19 protein-coding genes are annotated in these 20,685 nt (G+C 65.9%); 12 read left to right on the top strand and 7 right to left on the bottom strand.

Annotated elements, in window-relative coordinates; all coding sequences use genetic code 11:
* Nucleotides 1–64: 64 nt before the first annotated feature.
* The 3 genes from ACIPHN_RS03760 to ACIPHN_RS03770 form a co-directional block, all read right to left on the bottom strand.
* Entirely contained in the window at nucleotides 65–1,495 is a 1,431-nt protein-coding gene (locus tag ACIPHN_RS03760; RefSeq protein WP_400432911.1) for an aldehyde dehydrogenase family protein, read from the bottom strand.
* A gap of 79 nt (nucleotides 1,496–1,574) precedes the next feature.
* The gene (gene tynA / locus ACIPHN_RS03765; RefSeq protein ID WP_400432913.1) at nucleotides 1,575–3,869 is read right to left on the bottom strand and encodes a primary-amine oxidase; all 2,295 of its coding nucleotides are present in this window, start codon (nucleotides 3,867–3,869) and stop codon (nucleotides 1,575–1,577) included.
* A gap of 240 nt (nucleotides 3,870–4,109) precedes the next feature.
* On the bottom strand, nucleotides 4,110–5,231 hold the full coding sequence (locus ACIPHN_RS03770; protein ID WP_400432915.1) for a porin: 1,122 nt from the start codon (nucleotides 5,229–5,231) through the stop codon (nucleotides 4,110–4,112).
* 222 nt (nucleotides 5,232–5,453) lie between these two features.
* Here ACIPHN_RS03770 and ACIPHN_RS03775 point away from each other — a divergent pair, with 222 nt between their 5' ends.
* The 5 genes from ACIPHN_RS03775 (at nucleotide 5,454) to ACIPHN_RS03795 (ending at nucleotide 9,964) form a co-directional block, all read left to right on the top strand.
* Nucleotides 5,454–6,587: an MlaE family ABC transporter permease gene (locus tag ACIPHN_RS03775; protein ID WP_400432917.1), complete on the top strand. Its 1,134-nt coding sequence runs from the start codon at nucleotides 5,454–5,456 to the stop codon at nucleotides 6,585–6,587.
* A complete protein-coding gene (locus ACIPHN_RS03780; protein WP_400432920.1) occupies nucleotides 6,581–7,420 on the top strand; it encodes an ABC transporter ATP-binding protein in 840 nt (279 codons plus the stop codon). The genes ACIPHN_RS03775 and ACIPHN_RS03780 overlap by 7 nt, the downstream gene beginning before the upstream one ends.
* The gene (locus ACIPHN_RS03785; protein ID WP_400432923.1) at nucleotides 7,420–8,337 is read left to right on the top strand and encodes an MlaD family protein; all 918 of its coding nucleotides are present in this window, start codon (nucleotides 7,420–7,422) and stop codon (nucleotides 8,335–8,337) included. Before ACIPHN_RS03780 ends, ACIPHN_RS03785 begins: the two co-directional genes overlap by 1 nt.
* Complete coding sequence (locus ACIPHN_RS03790; protein ID WP_400432926.1) at nucleotides 8,334–8,948, top strand: ABC-type transport auxiliary lipoprotein family protein; 615 nt, start codon at nucleotides 8,334–8,336, stop codon at nucleotides 8,946–8,948. The genes ACIPHN_RS03785 and ACIPHN_RS03790 overlap by 4 nt, the downstream gene beginning before the upstream one ends.
* A gap of 98 nt (nucleotides 8,949–9,046) precedes the next feature.
* Complete coding sequence (locus ACIPHN_RS03795) at nucleotides 9,047–9,964, top strand: LysR family transcriptional regulator (protein ID WP_400432928.1); 918 nt, start codon at nucleotides 9,047–9,049, stop codon at nucleotides 9,962–9,964.
* Nucleotides 9,965–9,986: 22 nt separating this feature from the next.
* Here ACIPHN_RS03795 and ACIPHN_RS03800 read toward each other — a convergent pair whose 3' ends face one another.
* Genes ACIPHN_RS03800 through ACIPHN_RS03815 form a run of 4 tightly spaced genes read right to left on the bottom strand, consistent with a single transcriptional unit; the run spans nucleotide 9,987 to nucleotide 12,606 of the window.
* Nucleotides 9,987–10,727, bottom strand: coding sequence for an LrgB family protein (locus ACIPHN_RS03800; protein ID WP_400433178.1), 741 nt, complete (start codon nucleotides 10,725–10,727; stop codon nucleotides 9,987–9,989).
* Nucleotides 10,727–11,101 carry a CidA/LrgA family protein gene (locus tag ACIPHN_RS03805; protein WP_400432931.1) on the bottom strand — a complete coding sequence of 125 codons (375 nt, stop codon included), beginning with the start codon at nucleotides 11,099–11,101 and terminating at the stop codon, nucleotides 10,727–10,729. The genes ACIPHN_RS03800 and ACIPHN_RS03805 overlap by 1 nt, the downstream gene beginning before the upstream one ends.
* A gap of 51 nt (nucleotides 11,102–11,152) precedes the next feature.
* A complete protein-coding gene (locus tag ACIPHN_RS03810; protein ID WP_400432933.1) occupies nucleotides 11,153–11,947 on the bottom strand; it encodes an ABC transporter permease in 795 nt (264 codons plus the stop codon).
* Complete coding sequence (locus ACIPHN_RS03815) at nucleotides 11,944–12,606, bottom strand: ATP-binding cassette domain-containing protein (protein ID WP_400432936.1); 663 nt, start codon at nucleotides 12,604–12,606, stop codon at nucleotides 11,944–11,946. Before ACIPHN_RS03815 ends, ACIPHN_RS03810 begins: the two co-directional genes overlap by 4 nt.
* 246 nt (nucleotides 12,607–12,852) lie before the next feature.
* Between ACIPHN_RS03815 and ACIPHN_RS03820 the strand changes: the two genes are divergently transcribed.
* The 7 genes from ACIPHN_RS03820 to nirB all read left to right on the top strand — a co-directional run bounded on the left by ACIPHN_RS03820 (nucleotide 12,853) and on the right by nirB (nucleotide 20,682).
* Nucleotides 12,853–13,407, top strand: a complete 555-nt coding sequence (locus ACIPHN_RS03820) for a kinase inhibitor (protein WP_400432938.1) — start codon at nucleotides 12,853–12,855, stop codon at nucleotides 13,405–13,407.
* Between the two features lie 7 nt (nucleotides 13,408–13,414).
* Nucleotides 13,415–14,236, top strand: a complete 822-nt coding sequence (locus ACIPHN_RS03825) for a helix-turn-helix transcriptional regulator (protein ID WP_400432940.1) — start codon at nucleotides 13,415–13,417, stop codon at nucleotides 14,234–14,236.
* Nucleotides 14,237–14,509: 273 nt separating this feature from the next.
* Nucleotides 14,510–15,478: a hypothetical protein gene (locus ACIPHN_RS03830; RefSeq protein ID WP_400432941.1), complete on the top strand. Its 969-nt coding sequence runs from the start codon at nucleotides 14,510–14,512 to the stop codon at nucleotides 15,476–15,478.
* Nucleotides 15,479–15,602: 124 nt separating this feature from the next.
* A complete protein-coding gene (locus tag ACIPHN_RS03835; protein WP_400432944.1) occupies nucleotides 15,603–16,094 on the top strand; it encodes an MgtC/SapB family protein in 492 nt (163 codons plus the stop codon).
* Between the two features lie 19 nt (nucleotides 16,095–16,113).
* On the top strand, nucleotides 16,114–16,431 hold the full coding sequence (locus tag ACIPHN_RS03840) for a YnfA family protein (RefSeq protein WP_400432946.1): 318 nt from the start codon (nucleotides 16,114–16,116) through the stop codon (nucleotides 16,429–16,431).
* Between the two features lie 359 nt (nucleotides 16,432–16,790).
* On the top strand, nucleotides 16,791–18,098 hold the full coding sequence (locus ACIPHN_RS03845) for an MFS transporter (protein ID WP_400432949.1): 1,308 nt from the start codon (nucleotides 16,791–16,793) through the stop codon (nucleotides 18,096–18,098).
* Nucleotides 18,099–18,108: 10 nt separating this feature from the next.
* Nucleotides 18,109–20,682, top strand: coding sequence for a nitrite reductase large subunit NirB (gene nirB / locus ACIPHN_RS03850; protein WP_400432952.1), 2,574 nt, complete (start codon nucleotides 18,109–18,111; stop codon nucleotides 20,680–20,682).
* Nucleotides 20,683–20,685 lie beyond the last annotated feature (3 nt).

Consider the following 20,685-nt stretch of genomic DNA (forward strand, 5'->3'; position numbering starts at 1 on the left):
GCAAAATGCAAAGAGGATATCCGCGGATATCCTCTTTTTTTTGTGCGCCGTAGTTGGCCGGCGCTTATTTCTTCAGGCTGATCACCTGCGGCTGCGTCACCGACTTCAAGCCTTCATTGCCGAACTCCAGCCCCCAGCCCGAGCGCTTGACGCCACCGAACGGCACCATGGGATGCACCATGCCATGCTGGTTGATCCAGACGGTCCCGGCCTGCAGGCGCGTGGCAATCTGCGCCGCACGTGCGCTGTCGCTGCTCCATACCGACGCGCCCAGGCCGACGTCGAGCCGGTTGGCATTGGCGATGGCCTCTTCCAGCTCGCTGTAGCGGATGATGGGCAGCACCGGGCCGAATTGTTCCTCGTCGACCAGGCGCGCGCCATCACGGATATCGGTCACCAGCGTGAGGGGATAGAAGTTGCCCGGGCCATCCGGCAAGCGGCCACCGCAGACGATGGTGGCCCCATCCTCGCGGGCGCTGTCCACCAGCGCCGCCACCTTCTGCAACTGCATGCGGTTCTGCACCGGCCCCATGGCGATGCCCGGCTGCAGGCCGTCTCCCATGGGCGTGGCGGCGATGATGGCCTGGAGCTCGGCGACGATCTGGTCATGCAGAGCGTCGGGCACGTAGAGTCGTTTGGCGCAGGCGCAGGTCTGCCCCATGTTGAGGAAGGCGCCCCAGAACAGGCCCGGCGCAATGGCCTTGGGATCGGCGTCGTCGAGCACGATGGCGGCGTCATTGCCGCCCAGCTCCATGGTGGTGGGCGTGAGGTTGCGGGCGGCGGCGGCGACAATGCGCGCCCCAGTGGCGCCCGAGCCGGTGAACATGATCTTGTTGACCTGGGGATCCTCCACCAGCAGCGCCCCCACGCTGCCGTCGCCGCTGACGGTATTCATCACGCCCGGCGGCAAGGCGCCAGCGATCACCTTGGCCAGTTCCAGGCCGCACACGCTGGTGTATTCGGACGGTTTCAGGACCACGGTATTGCCGGCGAAGATGGCCGGGATGACCTGCCAGATCGAGATCATCAGCGGCCAGTTCCACGGGGCGATGGCGGCCACCACACCGAAGGGCTTGCGATGCAGTTCATCGCGCCGGGTCTCGTCCTCGAACACCACCTCGGGCGCCAGCGTCAGGCTGGCGGTGGCGCGCGTCCAGGCTTCGCAGCCCCACAGCTCGAAGCGCGAACCCGGCACCTGGTCCGGCCCCACCCCGCCCAGCGGACGCCCCTGCTCCTGCGTCACCAGCGTGGCCAGCCATTCGGCATTGGCAGCGATGGCATCGGCCACCCGGTGCAGCGCGGCGCGGCGCTGTTCCAGATCCAGCGCCGCCCAGGCTGGCTGGGCATTGCGGGCAGCCGCCACGGCGGCGGCCACCTCGATGGCGTCGGACTGGGGGAAGCGGCCCATCACCTCGCCATTGGCGGGATTGCGGGAATCGAGCAGGCGCTCGGCGGTGCGCAGCTGGCCGCCGATGATATTGCCGGTGGTGTACATACGGTCTCCTTGAAGAAAAAGACCGCCCTGGCCGGGGCCGGAGGCGGTCATGGGGAAAGGTCGTGCAGGGAGCAACAACTTATTTTTTCTTGTTCAGGCCCAGGGTGGGCGTCTCGTCGAAGAAGTTCCAGGGCTTGAGCAGCACATGCACCCATTCGGTGGGCATGATCGGCCATTCCTCGGCGCGCGCCACGTGGGTGGTGCCGGTGGTCAGCCAGACCACGTCATCCTGGTTGACGATGGACTGGTTGTCCTTGACGAAGGCGCCCAGCCCGGTGTCTTCATGCGAGCGGTTGGGATACTTGCCCTCGGGGAAGCGCTGCTCGGGGTCGTAGCGGGTGACCCACAGCTGGCGATCCATGAAGCTCAGACGCCGGTTGAGCCATTCATCCTGCGAGAAGTTGGCGCCCTTGGCGATGGGGTGGGTGCCGCCTGCATAGGGGATCAACTGGTAGGACACCGGATTGCCAACCTTGTTGAACTTGTTGGGATTGCTCAGGAGCCGGATGGTCGAGGCATCGAACTTCTGCGCGGCCTGCTGCTCGGTCTCGGGCGTACGCTGCACGGTCTGCATGGTGCTGCTGCGCGGGCCGCCACGGGTGTTGGGCAAGACCACCGGGTCGACTTCGGTGAGCGAATTGCCCTGCCCATCGATGTCCAGATCCAGCCTGAAGTTGTAGATGTGCTGGTGGGTGGTGCCGACGACGTTGTGATCGATCAGGGTGCCATAGCGGGTATCCTCGGCGGCGCTGGCGTCGCGCATGGTCGAGGCCTGCACGCCCTTGACCGCTTCGATACCGGTGGCACCGGCGTTGATGCCGATGGTGCCGTTCTCGGCAAAGACCCAGTCGAAGATGTAGTCGTAGTTGCCCACCGTGCTGATCCAGCGGATCACCAACTCACGCCGCTCCACCGACAGGTTGGGCTGGCCGTATTCCTGGTGCTTGAACTCCGGTCCGGCATAGCGCTCGAACACGCCAATGGCGCGCGGGATCACGCGCGGCTTGCCGCTGCTGTCGGCAATGGTGGCGTCCAGCAGCACCGCGTTCTCGGGGGTGTCCTTGCCGCGCTCGATGGACGAGGTCAGCGTGCCCATGCCGTATTCGCCCGAATCCAGGTAGGCCTTGAAGTACCAGCCCACGTCCGGATCGCCATAAGGCACGATCATGCCGCCCAGCGAACCCTCGTACATGATCTGGCGCTTCTTGCCGTGGTCGTTGTAGGTCACGGTGGAGAACATCAGGCCCACGCGCGAATCGAGCTTGAAGTGCATCTCCCAGTTGCGCCAGTGCAGGGTGTTGCCGCTGATGGTGTAGTTCTTGCCTTCGGGCTCGCTGATCTCCAGCGGCTTGGGCGGCGGCGTGAGGGTGCGACCACGGCCGTCGTAGCCGGTGGGCTTGAGCGGCACCGGGATGACACCGTTGTCCTCGACCTTGATCACCTTCTTGTTGACCACGTCCACCACCGCCACCAGGTTCTCGATGGGATGGGCCCAGTAGTTGCCGTCACCCACATCGAGGTAGCTGACCACCTTGAGCAGGCGGCTATCCTCTTCCAGCGCGTCCTTGCCGCCGAAGTAACCCACCGTCAACGGTGTCGCCACCACCTTCTTCATGTCGCTGATGCCACGGCGGGCGATCGCCTGTACATACTCAGGGCTGGATTCCAGCGAATTCTGCACCGTCTCGAAGTCATCCACCAGCACCATGCCCTGTACGCCGGCCTTGGGTTCCCAGCGCACCACGCTATGCCGGGCCAGGTCCACCGTACCTTCGATGACGTTGCGGCCATCGAGCAGGGTGAAATTGGCACGCCGCTCGAAGACCGGCCGGCCCTCGCCCAAGGCGAATTGCCAGACCTGCTCCTTGGGCGGTTCGGCCAGGCTGATCTCGGTGAAGCGATAGTTGGGCTGGTAGTGGCCGCTGGCCTTGAGCGCATCGACAGTGGCCGTGATCTCGGCGGCCGACAGCGGGTTCAGGGGATGCGGCACGGCCTCGATCTGGAAGGTCTTGTCCAGGCTGGGCGCGAAGACGGTATTGATGAAATCTTCCGAGACATAGGGCTGGTCGCCCTTCATCACCAGCGGCACCGGCAGGGCCACGCTCTGGCCATTGACCAGCGCGGTACGGGCGCGCGGCTTGACGCGCACGATGACGCTGTTGCGGGTGATGGTCCAGACGCCCGCATAGGCATCCCAGCGCACGCTGGCGCCGAAGGATTCCATGGCTTTCTTCAGCGGCACCATGTGCGCGGCGGCGCCATGGGCAGCCGCCGGCAGCGGCAGCATCACGGCGGTGGACAGGCCGGCAGCGGCGAGCGCGGCCAGCAGGACATGGCGGGAGGCCAGGTGGAGTGCAGAGCGGAATGGTTTCATTGTCGGGGCTGGGCTGTGGGACTATCGTGACGCTGATTATTGCGTCGGATAATCGGACAGGCGTAGCCCGAATTGGCAAACCTGCAGCCCGCGTGCAGCGGGGCATACCGCTGACACCCCAGCCCTGCGCGCCGCGCCCGGGCGCCCGGATGGGGCTGGCCAGGCGCGGGGGACATCATCGGCGCTGCCGCGCTGCCTGCCACGCCGCGATATTGCCGATTCCGGATAGGCGCCCGGGGCTTAGAACCGGTGACGCAGCCCCATGCGCAAGACGTTCTGGCTGCTGTCGTCGGCGGGCGCCGCCGAATAGGCCGCGCTGATGACGCCCGGATTGAGGGTGTCGCCCGCCTTCTGCAGACTCCACATCGCATAGAGGTCGGTGCGCGCCGACAGGAAGTAGTCCAGCCCCAGGTTCCACTGCGTGGTCCTGGCCAGCGTTGCCCCTGCGCCGCTACGGGCCAGATCGGCACGGTCATGGATCACGCTGGCCAGCACATGCAGCTTGCCATCGAGGGCATAGTCCACGCCGGCGTCGAACACATTGGCACGGGTGGCGCTGGTGATGGCGACCAGGCCGGTGTCGGTCAAGGCAGCCTGCAGCGGACGACGCGTCTGCGACCAGGCCAGGAACAGCTTGGCGGGCCCGGCCTGATAGCTGCTGCCCAGGGTGAAGGTGCGCAGCTCGGTCTGGCCGGCGCTGGCCGTTGCACTGTCGGCCGCCAGCCTGCTCTGGTAGTAGGCCGCGCCGATACCGAACGGCCCGTTGCTGTAGTTGGCGCCCGCCCCGAAGGCTTGCCCGGCGGTATTGCTGCCGGCCACTTCGCCCATGCCATAGAACAGGCTGGTGACCAGGCCGGCGTGGCTGGTCCAATCCCAGCGCAGGGCATTGTTGGTGCGCGCGCCGGTCAGGCGGTCCAGGCTATTGAAGTGGGCGGCCCGTACGCCGCCGCCACCAAAGATCTGGAAGGAGGTGTAGCGCTGGCCGATCTCTTCCAGGTAGTCGGTCTGGCGCCCCAGCGTGAAGGTGCCGGCGGGACCGCTCAAGCCAACCACCGACTTGCGATCGAACAGGACACCCGGCGTGGCCATGGCGCCATCGTCGGCCCCCAGGCCCGTCTCCAGCTGGAACAGCGCCGACCAGGCGCCACCCAGCGCCTCCTTGCCGCGCACGCCGATGCGCGAGGCCATGGCATCGCCCGAATCCAGGCTCAGGCGCTGGCCATTGGTGGGGCCGACCTTGCTGGTACGGACCAGGCTGAGGTCGATGACGCCATAGACCGTAACGCTGGAGGAATCGGCATGGGCCGACCCGGCCAGGGCAAGAAGGGGAAACAACAGCAGGGAAGGCAGACGTTTTTTCATGAGACAGGCGAGGCAGCATGGCATGGTGCAGAAAACCTCACTGCGGTTTTCTGCACCATCGTGTTGAGGGGAAAGTCGAGGCGCATGGTAGGAGCAGCCCGCCCCCGCGACAATTACCTCTTGGGATAGTGCGACACGCGGCTGGCATATCCCCTGCCCTCATGCAATACTCACCCCTGTCCATCGCCCGGACACCCTTGTCAGCCAACCCTGCACAGACGATTGAATACCACCGCCACCTTCCGCCTGGAAGCTTCCAGTCCGCCCATCCTGCACGTCGAGGGTGACTGGACCCTGCACAACTACCGGCAACTGTCGCGCCAGATCGCCGAGCAGCGTCCGGCCCTGGGCACCGACCTGGCGCTGCGGTTTTCGGCACTGAGCGCCTTCGATACGGTCGGCGCCAAGCTGCTGGTCGACTTGCTGGGCGTGCCCCTGGCCCTGCAGCAGACCACCGAGCTCAGTGACCTGCCGCGCGCCTGGCGCAGCCTGCTCGCGGCCGTGGCCGAGGCCAAGGCGATTGCCATTCCCAAGGCGCCCAAGCCGCGCCAGGCCTGGATCACCGACATGCTCGCGCAGGTGGGCGCAACCATGCTCAGCCAGCGCGCCTGCGCGCTGGGCCTGCTGGGCTTTACCGGCCTGTGCCTGCAGGCGCTGGTCACCTCGCTATGGCGCCCCTCGCGCTGGCGCATCACCGCCGTGGTGGCCCAGATCGAGCAAACCGGGCTGGATGCGGTCCCCATCGTGTCGCTGCTGACCTTCATGGTGGGTGCGGTGGTGGCCTTCCTGGGGGCCACGGTGCTGGCCAACTTCGGCGCCAGCATCTATACGGTAGACCTGGTGGCCTTTTCCTTCCTGCGCGAATTCGCGGTGCTGCTGACCGCCATCCTGATGGCCGGACGCACCGCCAGCTCCTTTACGGCCCAGATCGGCTCCATGAAGGCCAACCAGGAGATCGACGCCCTCCGCGCCCTTGGCCTGGACCCGGTGCAACTGCTGGTCCTGCCGCGCATCATCGCGCTGCTGGTAGCCATGCCGGCGCTGACCTTCGTGGCCATGCTCTCGGGCCTGTTCGGCGGCGCCATGGTGTGTGCGCTGTCGCTCGATATCAGTCCAGCCATGTTCATGTCGCTGCTGCAGCAGGACGTAGGTATCCTGCATTTCGTGCTGGGCATGGTCAAGGCGCCACTGTTTGCGCTGGTGGTGGCCATCATCGGCTGCAACGAAGGCTTCAAGGTCAGCGGCAGCGCCCAGTCGGTCGGCCAGCACACCACCTCCAGCGTGGTGCAGTCGATCTTCGTGGTGATCCTGCTCGATGCGCTGGCGGCCCTGTTCTTCATGGAGATGGGATGGTGAGCGCGGACGAGAACATCATCGACGTGCGCGGCCTGCGCAACCAGTTCGGCAGCCAGGTAGTGCACGACCAGCTGGACCTGCAGGTGCGGCGCGGCGAAATCCTCGGCGTGGTGGGCGGCTCCGGCACCGGCAAGTCGGTGCTGCTACGGAGCATCGTCGGCCTGCAACGCCCGGCCACCGGCCAGGTGCGCGTGTTCGGGCAGGATCTTTCGGCACTCTCGGCCGAACAGCGTTCGCGCTACGAGCGCCGCTTTGGTGTGCTGTTCCAGCAAGGGGCGCTGTTTTCCTCGCTGACGGTGCTGGAGAACATCGCCCTGCCGCTGATTGAATACGGCGGCCTCGATGCCGGCGAGGCACGCGGCGTCTCCGCCATGAAACTGGCGCTGGCCGGCCTGCCCATCGCCGCCGGCGACAAGTATCCGGCCGAGCTTTCGGGTGGCATGATCAAGCGCGCCGCCCTGGCCCGCGCGCTGGCGCTGGATCCCGACATCCTGTTCCTGGACGAACCCACGGCCGGGCTGGACCCGATCGGCGCGGCCGCCTTCGACCGCCTGATCCTGACACTGCGCGATGCGCTGGGCCTGACCGTGTTCCTGGTCACGCACGACCTCGACACGCTCTACGCCATCTGCGACCGCGTGGCCGTGCTCTCGGCCAAGAGGGTACTGGTGGTCGATCGCATCGACACCGTCGCGGCCTATCCCGATCCGTGGATACAGGAATACTTCCAGGGCCCGCGTGGACGGGCCGCCAGCCAGTCTGCCCTCCATGCCGATGCTGCCAACACTGCCAACGCCGGTAGTGCTGCCCCCTTCCCCCAAGGACAACATTAATGGAAACACGCGCCCATCACGTCCTCATCGGACTCTTCACCCTCCTGGTCGCCGCCGCGGCCCTGGTGTTCTGCCTCTGGCTCACCAAGGCCGGACGCGAGCGCGACGTCGACTACTACACGATCATCTTCAACGAGGAGGTCAGCGGCCTCTCGCGCGGCAGCCCGGTGCAGTACAGCGGCATCAAGGTCGGTGACGTGGTCAGCCTGACCCTGGACCCGGACGATCCGCGCAAGGTCCGCGCGCGCATCCGCGTGACCGGCCGCGCCCCCATCAAGGAAGACACCGGCGCCAAGCTGGCCCTGGCCGGCATCACCGGCACCGCCCTGATCCAGCTGACCAACGGTTCGCCGCAAAGCCCGCGCCTGGTCTCCCAGGATGACAACGATCCGGTCATCATCGCCACGCCCTCGCCGCTGTCCTCGCTGCTGGCCAATGGCGAAGACCTGCTCACCAACGTCAATGACGTGCTGCTCAATGCCAAGCAATTCCTCGCTCCCGAGAATGCGCACCGGCTCAGCGATACGCTGGCCCACGTGGAGCAGTTGACCAGTGCCCTGGCGGCCCAGCGCAACAACGCCGGCAGCGCCATGCAGGAACTGGCCGAAGCGGCACGCCAGGCCAACCTGGCCATGCAGTCGGCCAACCAGTTGCTGGGCACGCGTGGCGCCGACGCCATGGGCAACCTGCAAAAGGCCATGGCATCGCTGGCCGCCAGCAGCCAGCAGATCGAGACACTGATCCAGCAGAACCAGACGGCCTTGAGCAGCGGCGCGCAAGGCATGGCCGATATCGGTCCGGCCATCAGCGAACTACGTGGCACGCTGGCCTCGGTACGCGCCATCAGCCACAAGCTGGAAAACAATCCCGGCGGCTACCTGCTGGGCAACGACAACCTCCAGGAATTCAAACCATGACCCCCCTGCACCTGCTCCAGCGTAGCGGCCTGCTGGCCTGCAGCCTGGCCCTGGCGGCCTGCTCCATCCTGCCCAAGGCGGACCCGCAGACGGTCTATCGCCTGCCCCCCGCATCGACCAATGCCAGCGCCAACGCCGCCACCCGCGGCGATCGGCCTGCCCTGCGCATCGCCACGCCCTACGCCAGCCGCAGCGTCGATAGCGAACGCATCCTGGTGCTGCCCGAGGGGGATGTGGTCAAGTCCTATGCCGGGGCGCGCTGGAGCGATCCGGCCCCGGTGCTGGTGCGCGATCGCCTGCTGGAAGCCTTCCAGGGCGACGGCCGCTTTGGCAGCCTCTCGGGCGACCAGAGCAACATCGCCGCCGCCATCGAGCTGACAGGCTCGCTGCAAGCCTTCCAGAGCGAATACCGCAACGGCGCACCGACCATTGTCATCGTCTACGATGCGCGCATGATCGACACGGGCACGCGCCGGCAACTGGCGGCGCAGCGCTTCAGCGTCACCCAGGCGGTGGATGGCAGCCAGCTGCCGAACGTGGTGAGTGCCTTCGGCCGCGCCAGCGACCGGCTCGCCGCCGAGGTGGTGGCGTGGGCCGCGGGCATACGCTGAGAGCCTTCTGGCATCCGGCAATTATCCAAAGGTAGCATTCCCGCCGACGGCCAGGCGTGGCAAGCTTGACGGCATTTTCCCCGCTGACCGGAGCCGTCTTGGACAAGTTGCAAGCCATGGAAACCTTTGTCGCCGTGGTCGAGAGCGGCAGCTTTGTCAGTGCCGTCGACGTCACCGGCCTGTCCAAACCCGCCGTCTCGCGCCAGGTGTCCGAGCTGGAGCAGTTCCTCGGTATCCGCCTGCTGCACCGTACCACCCGGCGCCTGTCGCTCACCGATGAAGGCCGCCTCTATTTTTCACGCTGCAAGGAATTGCTGGGCGCCATCCAGGACGTCGAGAGCGAAGTCGGCCTCAATTCGGACCAGGCCTGCGGGCGCCTCAGGATAGGTGCGCCCCAGGACTTCGGCGTGGAGCAGCTGGCCCCCCTGTGGGGGCTGTTCACCGAACGCCATCCCCTGATCACGCTCAACATCACGCTCTCGGACCGCACCATCGACCTGGTCGAGGAAGGCTACGACATGGCCATCCGCATCAGTGCCCTCGGTGACAGCCGCATGGTGGCGCGCCCGCTGGCCTCGGTGCGCCTGATTGCCTGCGCCTCGCCCGCCTTCCTGGAAAAGCACGGCACCCCGCGCTATCCGACCGAACTGCGGGACTATCCCTTCATCTCCTACAGCTACCAGTCCAATGGCGATGAATGGCTGTTCCGCCATGTCGATGGCGACAGTTGCAGCGTGCGGGTGCGCTCCACGGTCTACGTCAACAACGGCGTGACCTGCCGCGAAATGGCCAAGGCCGGCCAGGGCATCGCGATCCAGCCCGATTTCATCGTCAACGCCGCCATCCAGTCGGGTGAGCTGGTGGAGTTGCTGGACGGCTGGTCCACCGGCGAAAAACTGGTGGTGCATACGCTTTACCCGACGCGCAACCATCTCCCGCCCAAGGTGCAGCGCATGCGCGACTTCCTGATCGAACAATTCAGGGTACCGCCCTGGTGCCCGCGTCCAGCGGCCTGAAGCGACAGATTCAGCGGCGGCTTTAGCTGCCGATCCAGCGCAGCATCAGCGGCATCGCCACCGGTACCAGCACGGCGGTGAAGACGCCGTTGAGCCCCATCCCCAGCCCGGCGAAAGCGCCCATCTCGGCACTGACCTGCAAGGCCCGCGCCGTGCCGATGCCGTGCGAGGCCACGCCCAGCGCAAAGCCGCGCACCGGATGGCTGTCGATGCGCAGGAAGTTGAGGATGTAACGCGCCGTCACCGCCCCCAGGATGCCGGTACAGATGACCAGCACCGCCGTCAGCGAAGGCAGGCCGCCGAAGCGCTCCGAGATCGCCATGGCAATCGGCGTGGTGGCCGACTTGGGCGCCAGCGACACCATGATCTGGCGCGGCGCCCCCATGGCATAGGCAATCCCGACCGCCGTCACCACCGCCGTGACGGAGCCCGCCGCCAGTCCCAGCATCAGCGGCAGCACCGCGCGGCGGAAGTTGTGCCACTGCTTGTACAGCGGCATGGCCAGCGCCACGGTGGCCGGGCCCAGCATGAAGTGGACGAACTGCGCGCCCTCGAAGTAGGTCTTGTAGGGCGTGCCGGTGATGACCAGGATGCTGACAACGATGGCGATGGCGATCAACACCGGATTGGCCAGCGGATTGAACCGCAGACGCTGGTAGAGCTGCAGCGCCACCAGATAGGCCACCAGCGTGGTGGTCAGCCCCAGCAGCGGCGAGGCCGCCAGGTAGACCCAGACATCGGTGAGCCGGTGCAGGCCGGGCATCATGGCTGCTCCCGGTCCTGGTCAGCGGCCGGACGCAGGCGCTTCATCGCCCACTGGGTCACCAGCGCGCCCACGGCGATGGCCAGTACGGTGCTGACCACCAGCGCCACCACGATGGCCCCGAGGTCGCCCTTGAGTTGCCCGCCGGCGGCGATCACCCCCACCCCGGCCGGCACGAACAGCAGCGACAAGTGTTGCAGGATGCCCCAGGAGGTCGGCTCCATGAAGTCGGCCAGGCGCGGATACAGCAGGAACGACAGCAGCAAGAGCAGCATGCCGATCACCGGCCCCGGCACAGGCAGGCCCAGCAACTGGGCCGCGCCTTCGCCCAGGCATTGGAAGACGAGGAGGAGAGCCAGGGAGGTCAGGTTCATGAGGAGTCCTTGGGAAAACACCGCAGTCGCGGCCCGAAAATTGAGCGATCGCTAGCGACGCAAACGATCCAGCCGCAGGCGCTGGCGCCCGTCGGTCAGGCGCAGCATGGCCAGCGTGGCCGCGCCGAAGGCGGCCAGGCCACTGGCCCCGGCCAGGATGAACATCAGCAGGATCTGGTACTTGGCCGCTGCCAGCGCATCCATGCCGGCCAGCACCTGACCGGTCATGATGCCGGGCAGCGTGATGATCCCGGCGGCCGACATCTGGTTGATCACCGGCAGCATGCCGCTGCGGATGGCGGCGATCAGCGGCGCGCGCAAGGCTTCGCCACGTCCCGCACCCAGCGCCAGCCGCGCCTCGATGACGGCAGCCGAACTGCTGGCGCCGGTGAGAAAGGCATCCAGCGCGATGCTGGCCGAATTGAGCACGCTGCCCAGCACGATGCCCATGAGCGGAATCGCATAGCGCGGGTCGTACCAGGGATCGGGACGCAAGGCGGTGGCCAGCGCCAGGGCCACGGTCAGCATCGAGGCGGTACCCACCACCACGGTACTGATGCGCAAGCCGGCGCTGCCGGCCAGGGGCTTGCGCGAGCGGCTGGACACTTCGCGCGCGGCGGCGGCAATCATCAGCAACACCGCCAATGCGGTCAGCCAGGGCGACTGGTTGCTCAGGATCCAGCGCAGTGCCAGTCCCACCAGCAGCAGTTGCGCCACCATCCGTAGCGCCGCCACCAGCAGCGAGCGGTGGATCTGCAAACCCAGTGCCAGCGAGGCGAGCGCATTGACCAGCACCAGGATCGCCGACATGGCCAGGTCGGTGGCCGACAGGGGCAAGGCATTCATGGTGCGCTCCTGCGGACGATCCGGAGGGTGCCGTTGCCCAGCCGTCGCGCCTGTTCCTGCGCATGGGTCACCAGCAGCAGCGCCATGCCCTGACCCAGGAAATCGTGCAACAGGGCTTCCACGCGCTCCACGTTGGCGGCATCCAATGCACTGGTGGGCTCGTCCAGCAGCAGCACCGCTGGCTGCGCCAGCAGGGATCTCACCAGCGCCGCACGCTGGCGCTCACCGGTCGACAACTGGACGAGATCGGCATGCAGACGGTCTTCGCCCAGGGCCAGTCGCTGGGCCAGCGTGACCGCCTTCTCCTGTTGATCGGCCGGGAAATGGGCCATCACCGTGGCTTCCCACCAGGCCGGTTCGGCCGCCTGGTACAGCACCTGGCGACGCCATTGCGGCGCCGGCATGGCGCTGCGTGCCCGGCCATCGAGCCAGGCTTCGCCCTGCCCTTCGTCGAGGTCGGCCAGCAGGCGCAGCAGGCGCGTCTTGCCGGCGCCAGATGGCCCCTCCACCACCAGGCATTGCCCGGCCTGCAGCGAGAAATCGGTCGGTGCGACCACCGCCGATCCGATGGCGTGAGCCCGCAGGCGCAGGCCGCTCCTGTCGACACTGACGGGTTGTGGGATGCCAGACAAGGGCAGCGGAGATGCGGTGTGATCCATGGAAGAAGGCGAACGGTACGCTGGTTTTCTTGTCCTGCGCGAGCAGTGTCGTGCAGGCTGATGGCGCAGTTTGACACAAGAGCGTCCTGCCATGCGAGGCCTTGCCTCGCACCGCCTCTTCCCCAGGGTACAAGGACGGAGGTCGGCTTGACGCGATCGGCACCGAGGCTGACGTTTTCTGCACCATGGTCGCCATTGCGCTCTCCTATGATGATGGCTCATCATTGCTCATCACAGAGGACTTCCATGACCACCACCCGCACCACCCTGGCGGCTGCCGCCCTGACGTTTTCGGCACTGTCGGCCCAGGCCGCCGACTTCACCGTGACCAGCCACGACATCAAGGAAGGACAGACGCTGTCGACTGCCCAGGTCTTCAACGGCTTCGGCTGCACCGGCCAGAACCGCTCGCCGCAATTGTCCTGGTCGGGTGCACCGGCCGGCACCAAGAGCTTCGCCGTCACCGTCTACGACCCGGATGCCCCGACCGGCAGCGGCTGGTGGCACTGGACGGTATTCAACATCCCGGCCTCGGTGACCAGCCTGCCCGCCGGCACCAATGCCCAGGGCGAGGGACTGCCCAAGGGCGCCGTCCAGGGCCGCACCGACTACGGCAGCAGTGGCTTCGGCGGTGCATGTCCCCCGCAGGGCGACAAGCCGCACCGCTACCAGTTCGTGGTCTGGGCGCTCAACACCGACAAGCTGCCCCTGGATGCCCAGGCCGGCGGCGCCATGGTCGGCTTCATGCTGAACGCCGCGTCGCTCGGCCAGGCCAGGCTGACCGCCTACTACGGACGCTAAGCTCCGCATGCCAGGCGAGATCGACATCCTGCCGTTTGCCCATGGTCAGCGTCCCACGCTGACCAGGATCCGCTGCCGCCAGGAGCAGCAGCTGCGCCAGGTCTTCATCGGCCTGGCCAGCATCTGCCATGTGCGGCAAGGCAAGAAGCGGCTGCAATGGAACGGGCGCAACCTGCTGTGCGGCCAGGAGGGCCTGCTGCTGATCGCGCCGGGCACGCAGATCAATGTGGGCAATCTTCCCCGCAACGGCGAGTACGCCGCCGACATGGTCTCGCTGCCGCCTGCGCTCATCGAACGCTTCCGACTGCACTATCCCGGTCAGGGGGCGCATGCGCGGCAGGCGCAGGAAGTGACGACGGTGCCACAGGATGCCGACATCCTGCGTGCCTGGCGCTACCTGCAGGACTGCCTGCACGACGATGCGCCGGTCGAACTGCAATGCCAGGCCGGCGAGGCATTGCTGCTGGCCCTGAGCCTGCGCGGCAGCATCGGCGCGCTGCTGCGTGACCGCAGCGATGCCTTCAGCCATCGCATCGAGCAGCACCTGCTCATGCTGGACGCCGAAGAGCGCACCCTGGAGCGCGTCGCCGGAGCCTTCCATTGCAGTGTGTCCACCTTGCAGCGCCGGCTGGCACGCGAGCAGACCGGTTTCCGGCAGTTGCTCGACAAGGTGCAGCTGGGACTGGCGCTGGAACAACTGCAGGCCTCCTCGCTGCCCATCGCCGATATCGCGTCCCGCTGCGGCTACGATTCGGCCTCGCGCTTCGCCATCCGTTTCCGCCAGCATTTCGGGCTCAGTCCCAGCGAGTTGCGGCAGACCTTGCAGTGAGGCCAGCGCGACCGGCATAGCCGTCCCCACACAAGACGACACAGGGCGACACAGTACGATACAATCCCTGGCGATCCACCCCGGATCGCCATCTCTTCCTATCCCGCCACCATGGCGGACCTGCTCTTCTTCCCACCTGTCACCCCCGAATGGGGCCGTTATTTTCTGTAACGATTGTAAAAACAAATCCCATTGTGGCAGCCGGCCTCCGGCGCCCAAGATGAGGCGTCAAGTCACATCATGGCGTCACCGATATCCGGAGGGCCAAGTCACATGGATATTGTCTACATTCACAGCCCCATCACCTATTCCATCGCCCGCCAGCTGGCTAGCCAGGGCAGGCTCGACAATCCACTCGTGGTCTGCGGCCGCGGCATGGTCTGGGGTGGCCATCAGGTGTCAGTCATCGATGATGGCATCTGGAGTCCGGAGCGCACGGTCGAGTTCCTCGTGAAGCTGAGCGACGCACTGCCGCCCTCTCCATCCCCCTTGCACGTGTACCTGCCACATACCGGCTACCTGCTCGGCAAGATCCTGAAACTGTCTGCCGCGGTAACGGGCATCTCCTACCTCGAAGAGGGCAACACCTCCTGCAATGCGCTGCTGGCCTCGCCATCACAGGACCAGCCGGTCGATACCCATCTGCTGCTGCAACTGCTGCAGCGTCACCCTGCGGTGATGACCAAGCTGCGGCTGACGGCGCAGAACATCCACGACGTCAACCGCGTCCGTCCCATCTGGTTTGACGATGCCTGCCCCAAATACCGTGGCGCCTACCGGGTCTCTCCGGATGCCTTCCCTACGCTGGGCAAGGTCGCCACGCTCACGCTGCCGCCACAGAATTGCCTGGCCGAGACGGAACGTAACTGGCTGTGCTTCCTGCCCAACATCATCAACCTGGTGGCCCGCTACGGCACCGGCACCATGGAAACGCAGAAACTGCTGCACGGACTGGTCATTGCCCTGCGCACCATGAAAGCCCTGGTCACCGATCGGGGCGGCAAGCTGGTCATCAAGTTCCATCCGGTCGACGATGCCAACCTGAGCAATGAATTCAAGGGGGAACTGTTCCGCTTCGGCGAAAGCTACGCAGGATTTTCCGCCCGCCACGCTATCGACGCGCAACTGGAACCGACGCTGTTCAATTTCGACCGTTTCATCGTCGTCAACGAGTCCGCCGCCAGCCGCTACGCGCGGCTCTTCCATGGGCAAGACTGCCTGATCCCGCTCGAACTGGATTAAGCCGGACTCTCCGTCCGCCCGTATCCTGTCCGGCAAGTCGGGGCGAGCGCGCGGCCGAGGTTACAATCACGGATCCGCCGGCATCCGTGATGCCGCCTCAGCCACCTCGCCCGCTTGCACCACCATGACCGACTACCTGGAAATCTTCTATCGCCTCTTCATTGCCCTGCTCATCGGCTGCGCCATCGGCATCGACCGCAACCTGCGCGGCAAGCCCACCGGCATGAAGACCCTGGGCCTGGTGGCGCTGGGCTCGGCACTGGTGACCATGGCGGCGATGAATTTCGCGCTGGGCGACCAGGACCACAGCCGCGATGCCGTCAGCCGTGCCATCCAGGGCATCATTACCGGCATCGGCTTCCTGGGCGCGGGGGTGATCATCCACGAACAGAAGACCGAGAAGGTGCGCGGCCTCACTACCGCCGCCTCGATCTGGGTCACCGCCGCCGTGGGCATCGTCTGCGGCGCCGGCTGGTGGCGCGTGGCGCTGATGTCCACCGGTCTCATCCTGGGCCTGTTCGTGGTGGGCCGTCCGATCGAACAATGGCTGCATCGCAAGTGGCTCGACAAGAGTCCCGACGAGCGCGCCGATATCCGCGCCCGCGAAGAAGACTGAGCCGGACCGCCACGCTGCCATGAAGACCCTGCTGCTCTACGTCTGTACAGCCATTGCCGAGATCGTCGGCTGCTACCTGCCCTACCTCTGGCTCAAGCAGGACCGCTCGGCCTGGATGCTGCTGCCCGCGGCCGCCAGCCTGGCCCTGTTCGCCTGGCTGCTCACTCTCCATGACGCCGCGTCGGGACGGGTCTATGCGGCCTATGGCGGTGTCTATATCGCCGTGGCCATCGCCTGGCTCTGGGTGGTCGATGGCGTGCGCCCCTCCCCCTGGGATGTGGCAGGCGTGGCCGTGGCACTGGCCGGCATGGGCATCATCGCCTTCCAGCCCCGCTGAACCGGGGCCGCGCCGGCCCTCATATTGCCCCGGAGCATCGCACCGCTACGATGCACTGCACCACGAGAGCGCAGGCCGCACTGAAAACCATCACGCAATGATATAAATCGGGTGCAGACCGCCTGCCCCTCCATTCCCCCTCTCATCCCCCGGGATCGGCCACCAGACTGGCATTCCGGCCAAATCGGCTAGCTGGCACGACCTTTGCTCAATGATCATCAGGATCAAAGTCGATCCCCCCAATTGATGCCGATCTAACGATGGATCTGCAACACCCAAGGACAATGGCGTCCGCTTGGACCGAGGCACTGCCCCGGATTTGAGCGGGCGCCTTTTTGTTTCGCTGACCAGGACCCGTCATGAGCAAATCCAATCGTATCGAGCTGTTCTCCCTGCGCACCCCGCACATGCGCACCTTCCATCTGACCTGGATGGCTTTCTTCATCTGCTTCTTCGCCTGGTTCGCCTGCGCGCCGCTGATGCCGGTGATCAAGGGCGAGTTCAACCTGAGCGCCGGCCAGATCGCCAACATCAACATCGCCGCCGTGGCCGTGACCATCCTGGTGCGCCTGATCATCGGCCCCATGTGCGACCGCTTCGGCCCGCGCAAGACCTACACCGGCCTCTTGCTGACCGGTGCCGTACCGGTCATCGGCGTGGCCTTTGCGCAGAGCTACGAAAGCTTCCTGTTCTTCCGCCTCCTGATCGGCGCGGTGGGTGCCAGCTTCGTGATCACCCAGTACCACACCTCGGTGATGTTCGCCCCCAACGTGGTGGGCACGGCCAACGCCGCCACCGCCGGCTGGGGCAATGCCGGCGGCGGTGTGGCGCAAGGCCTGATGCCACTGCTGATGGGCGCGCTGATCATGCTGGGCGTCTCGCACGGCTGGGGCTGGCGCGTGGCGCTGATGGTGCCGGGCGTGCTGATGCTCATCATGGCGGCCGTCTACTGGCGCTTTACCCAGGATTGCCCGGAAGGTAACTATGACGAACTGCGCGCAGCCGGCGTGACCATCGAAAGCGGCAAGCGCGGCGGCTGGGCCAGCTTCCGCGCCGCGGCGGCCAACTACCGCGTCTGGATGCTCTTCATCACCTACGGCGCCTGCTTCGGCGTGGAAATCTTCATCCACAACATCGCCGCCACCTACTACGTGGACCACTTCAAGCTCTCGCTGGAATCGGCCGGCATCGCCGCCGCCAGCTTCGGCCTGCTGGCCCTGTTTGCACGCGCCCTGGGCGGCATCATCTCCGACAAGGTAGCCCTGGCGGGCGGCCTGAACCGTCGCGCCACCCTGCTGTTCGTCATGATGCTGGGCGAAGGCCTGGGCCTGCTGTGGTTCGCCCACGCCGGCAGCGTCGTGGCCGCCGTCATCGCCATGCTGTGCTTTGGCCTGTTCACCCACATGGCCTGCGGCGCCACCTATGCGCTGGTGCCCTTCATCGACCGCAAGGCCCTGGGCGGCGTGGCCGGCATCATCGGTGCCGGCGGCAACGTCGGCGCGGTGCTGGCGGGCTTCCTGATGAAGGGCCTGGGCAACACGCAACAAACCCTGTCCACGCTGGGCGTACTGGTGACCGTCTCGGCACTGTGCGCGGTAGCCATCCGTTTCACCACGTCCGACACCAGCGGCGACGCCGTCGCCGTCGACAACAAGGTCGCAGCCTGAGGAGCAAACCATGAAGATCATCGTCATCGGCCACGGCATGGTAGGCCACAAGTTTCTGGAATCCCTGGCCGAAAGCGGCGCGGCTGACCTGCACGTCACCATCCTGTGCGAAGAACCGCGCCCGGCCTACGACCGCGTGCACCTCTCGGAATTCTTTGCCGGCAAGAGCGCAGAAGACCTGTCCCTGGTCGCCCCCGGCTTCTTCGATGCTGGCAAGAGCCCGGTCGACTTCGATCTCAGGCTCAATGCCAAGGCCCAACTGATCGACCTGGACAACAAGCAGGTCGTGGTCAACGTGGCTGGGGTGGAAGAAACCCTGTCCTACGACAAGCTGGTCCTGGCCACCGGCTCCTACCCCTTCGTACCGACCGTGGCGGGCAACCAGCGCAAGGATTGCTTCGTCTACCGCACCATCGAAGACCTGGAAGCGATGCTGGAATGCGGCAGCCGTTCCAAGTCCGGCGTGGTCATCGGCGGCGGCCTGCTGGGCCTGGAATGCGCCAAGGCCCTGCGTGACCTCAAGCTCGACACCCACGTGGTCGAATTCGCCCCGCGCCTGATGGCGGTGCAGGTCGACGAGAGCGGCGGACGCGTGCTGCGCCAGAAGATCGAGGAACTGGGCGTGACCGCCCACACCCAGAAGAACACGGTGGAAATCGTCGATGGCAAGCAGCACACCCATCGCATGAACTTCGAAGACGGTTCGCACCTGGAAACCGACATGATCGTCTTCTCCGCCGGCATCCGTCCGCGCGACGAGCTGGCGCGCAATGCCGGCCTGAAGGTGGGCGACCGTGGCGGCATCGTCATCGACAACTGCTGCCTGACCTCCGATGCGGCTGTCTACGCCATCGGCGAGTGTGCGCTGTGGAACGGCAAGATCTTCGGCCTGGTGGCGCCCGGCTACGACATGGCCCGTACCGCTGCCAAGCACCTGCTGTCGCACCGCGATGACGCCATCGACGTGCCGCAATTCAACGGCGCCGACATGAGCACCAAGCTGAAGTTGATGGGCGTGGACGTGGCCAGCATCGGCGACGCCCATGGCAAGGAAGCCGGCAGCCGCTCCTACCAGTTCACCGACGAGCGCCGCCAGATCTACAAGAAGATCGTCGTCTCCGAATCCGGCAAGCATCTGCTGGGCGCGGTGATGGTGGGCGACGCCGCCGAGTACGGCACGCTGTTGCAGATGATGCTGAACAAGATCGAATTGCCGGAAGCACCGGAATTCCTGATCCTGCCGCAATCCGATGGCAAGGCCAAGCCCGGCCTGGGCGTGGATGCCCTGCCGGATTCGGCCCAGATCTGCTCCTGCAACAATGTCTCCAAGGGCCAGCTGTGCGCCGCCGTGGCCTCGGGCGTGACCAGCATCGGCGACCTCAAGGCCTGCACCAAGGCCGGCACCGCCTGCGGCGGCTGCGTGCCCTTGGTCACCCAGGTGATGAAGGCCGAGATGAAGAAGCAGGGCCTGGCCGTCAACAACCACGTCTGCGAACACTTCCCCTACTCGCGCCAGGAGATCCACCATCTGGTGCGCGTGGGCCAGATCAAGAGCTTCGACGAGCTGCTGGCCAAGCATGGCCGTGGCCTCGGCTGCGACATCTGCAAGCCCATGGTGGCCAACGTGCTGGCCTCGCTGTGGAACGACTTCGTGCTCAAGAAGGAACACGCCGGCCTGCAGGATTCCAACGACTACTTCCTCGGCAACATCCAGAAGGATGGCACCTACTCGGTGGTGCCGCGCATGGCCGGTGGCGAAGTCACTCCTGATGGCCTGATCGCGGTCGGCCAGATCGCCAAGCAGTATGGCCTCTACACCAAGATCACCGGCGGCCAGCGCGTGGACCTGTTCGGCGCCCGCGTGGACCAGTTGCCCGATATCTGGGAAGCCCTGATCGCCGCCGGCTTCGAGACCGGCCACGCCTACGGCAAGTCGCTGCGCACGGTCAAATCCTGCGTGGGCTCGACCTGGTGCCGCTATGGCGTGGGCGATAGCGTGGGCTTCGCAGTGCGCCTGGAAAACCGCTACAAGGGCCTGCGTTCGCCGCACAAGATCAAGTTCGGCGTCTCCGGTTGCACCCGTGAATGTGCCGAGGCACAGGGCAAGGACGTGGGCATCATCGCCACCGACAAGGGCTGGAACCTCTACGTCTGTGGCAACGGCGGCATGAAGCCGCGCCATGCCGAGTTGATCGCCTCCGATCTCGACGAAGCCACCCTGACCCGCTATGTGGACCGCTTCCTGATGTTCTACGTGCGCACCGCCGACCGCCTGCAACGCACCAGCACCTGGCGCGAGAACCTGGAAGGCGGCCTCGACTACCTCAAGAGCGTGGTCATCGACGACAAGCTGGGCATCGCCGCCGAACTGGAGACCGAGATGCAACGCGTGGTCGACACCTACGAATGCGAATGGAAGAAGGCCGTCACCGATCCCGAGACCCGCAAGCGCTTCCGCCACTTCGTCAACAGCAAGGCCGCCGATGGCAACATCAGGTTTGTCGAGGAACGCGGACAGATCCGCCCGGCGACCGTGGCCGAGAAGAAGCTGCTGGAAATCCCGGTGGTGGTAGAGACCGTTTAAGGT

The organism is Herbaspirillum sp. NPDC087042, from assembly GCF_044745245.1.
GTDB lineage: Bacteria > Pseudomonadota > Gammaproteobacteria > Burkholderiales > Burkholderiaceae_D > Herbaspirillum.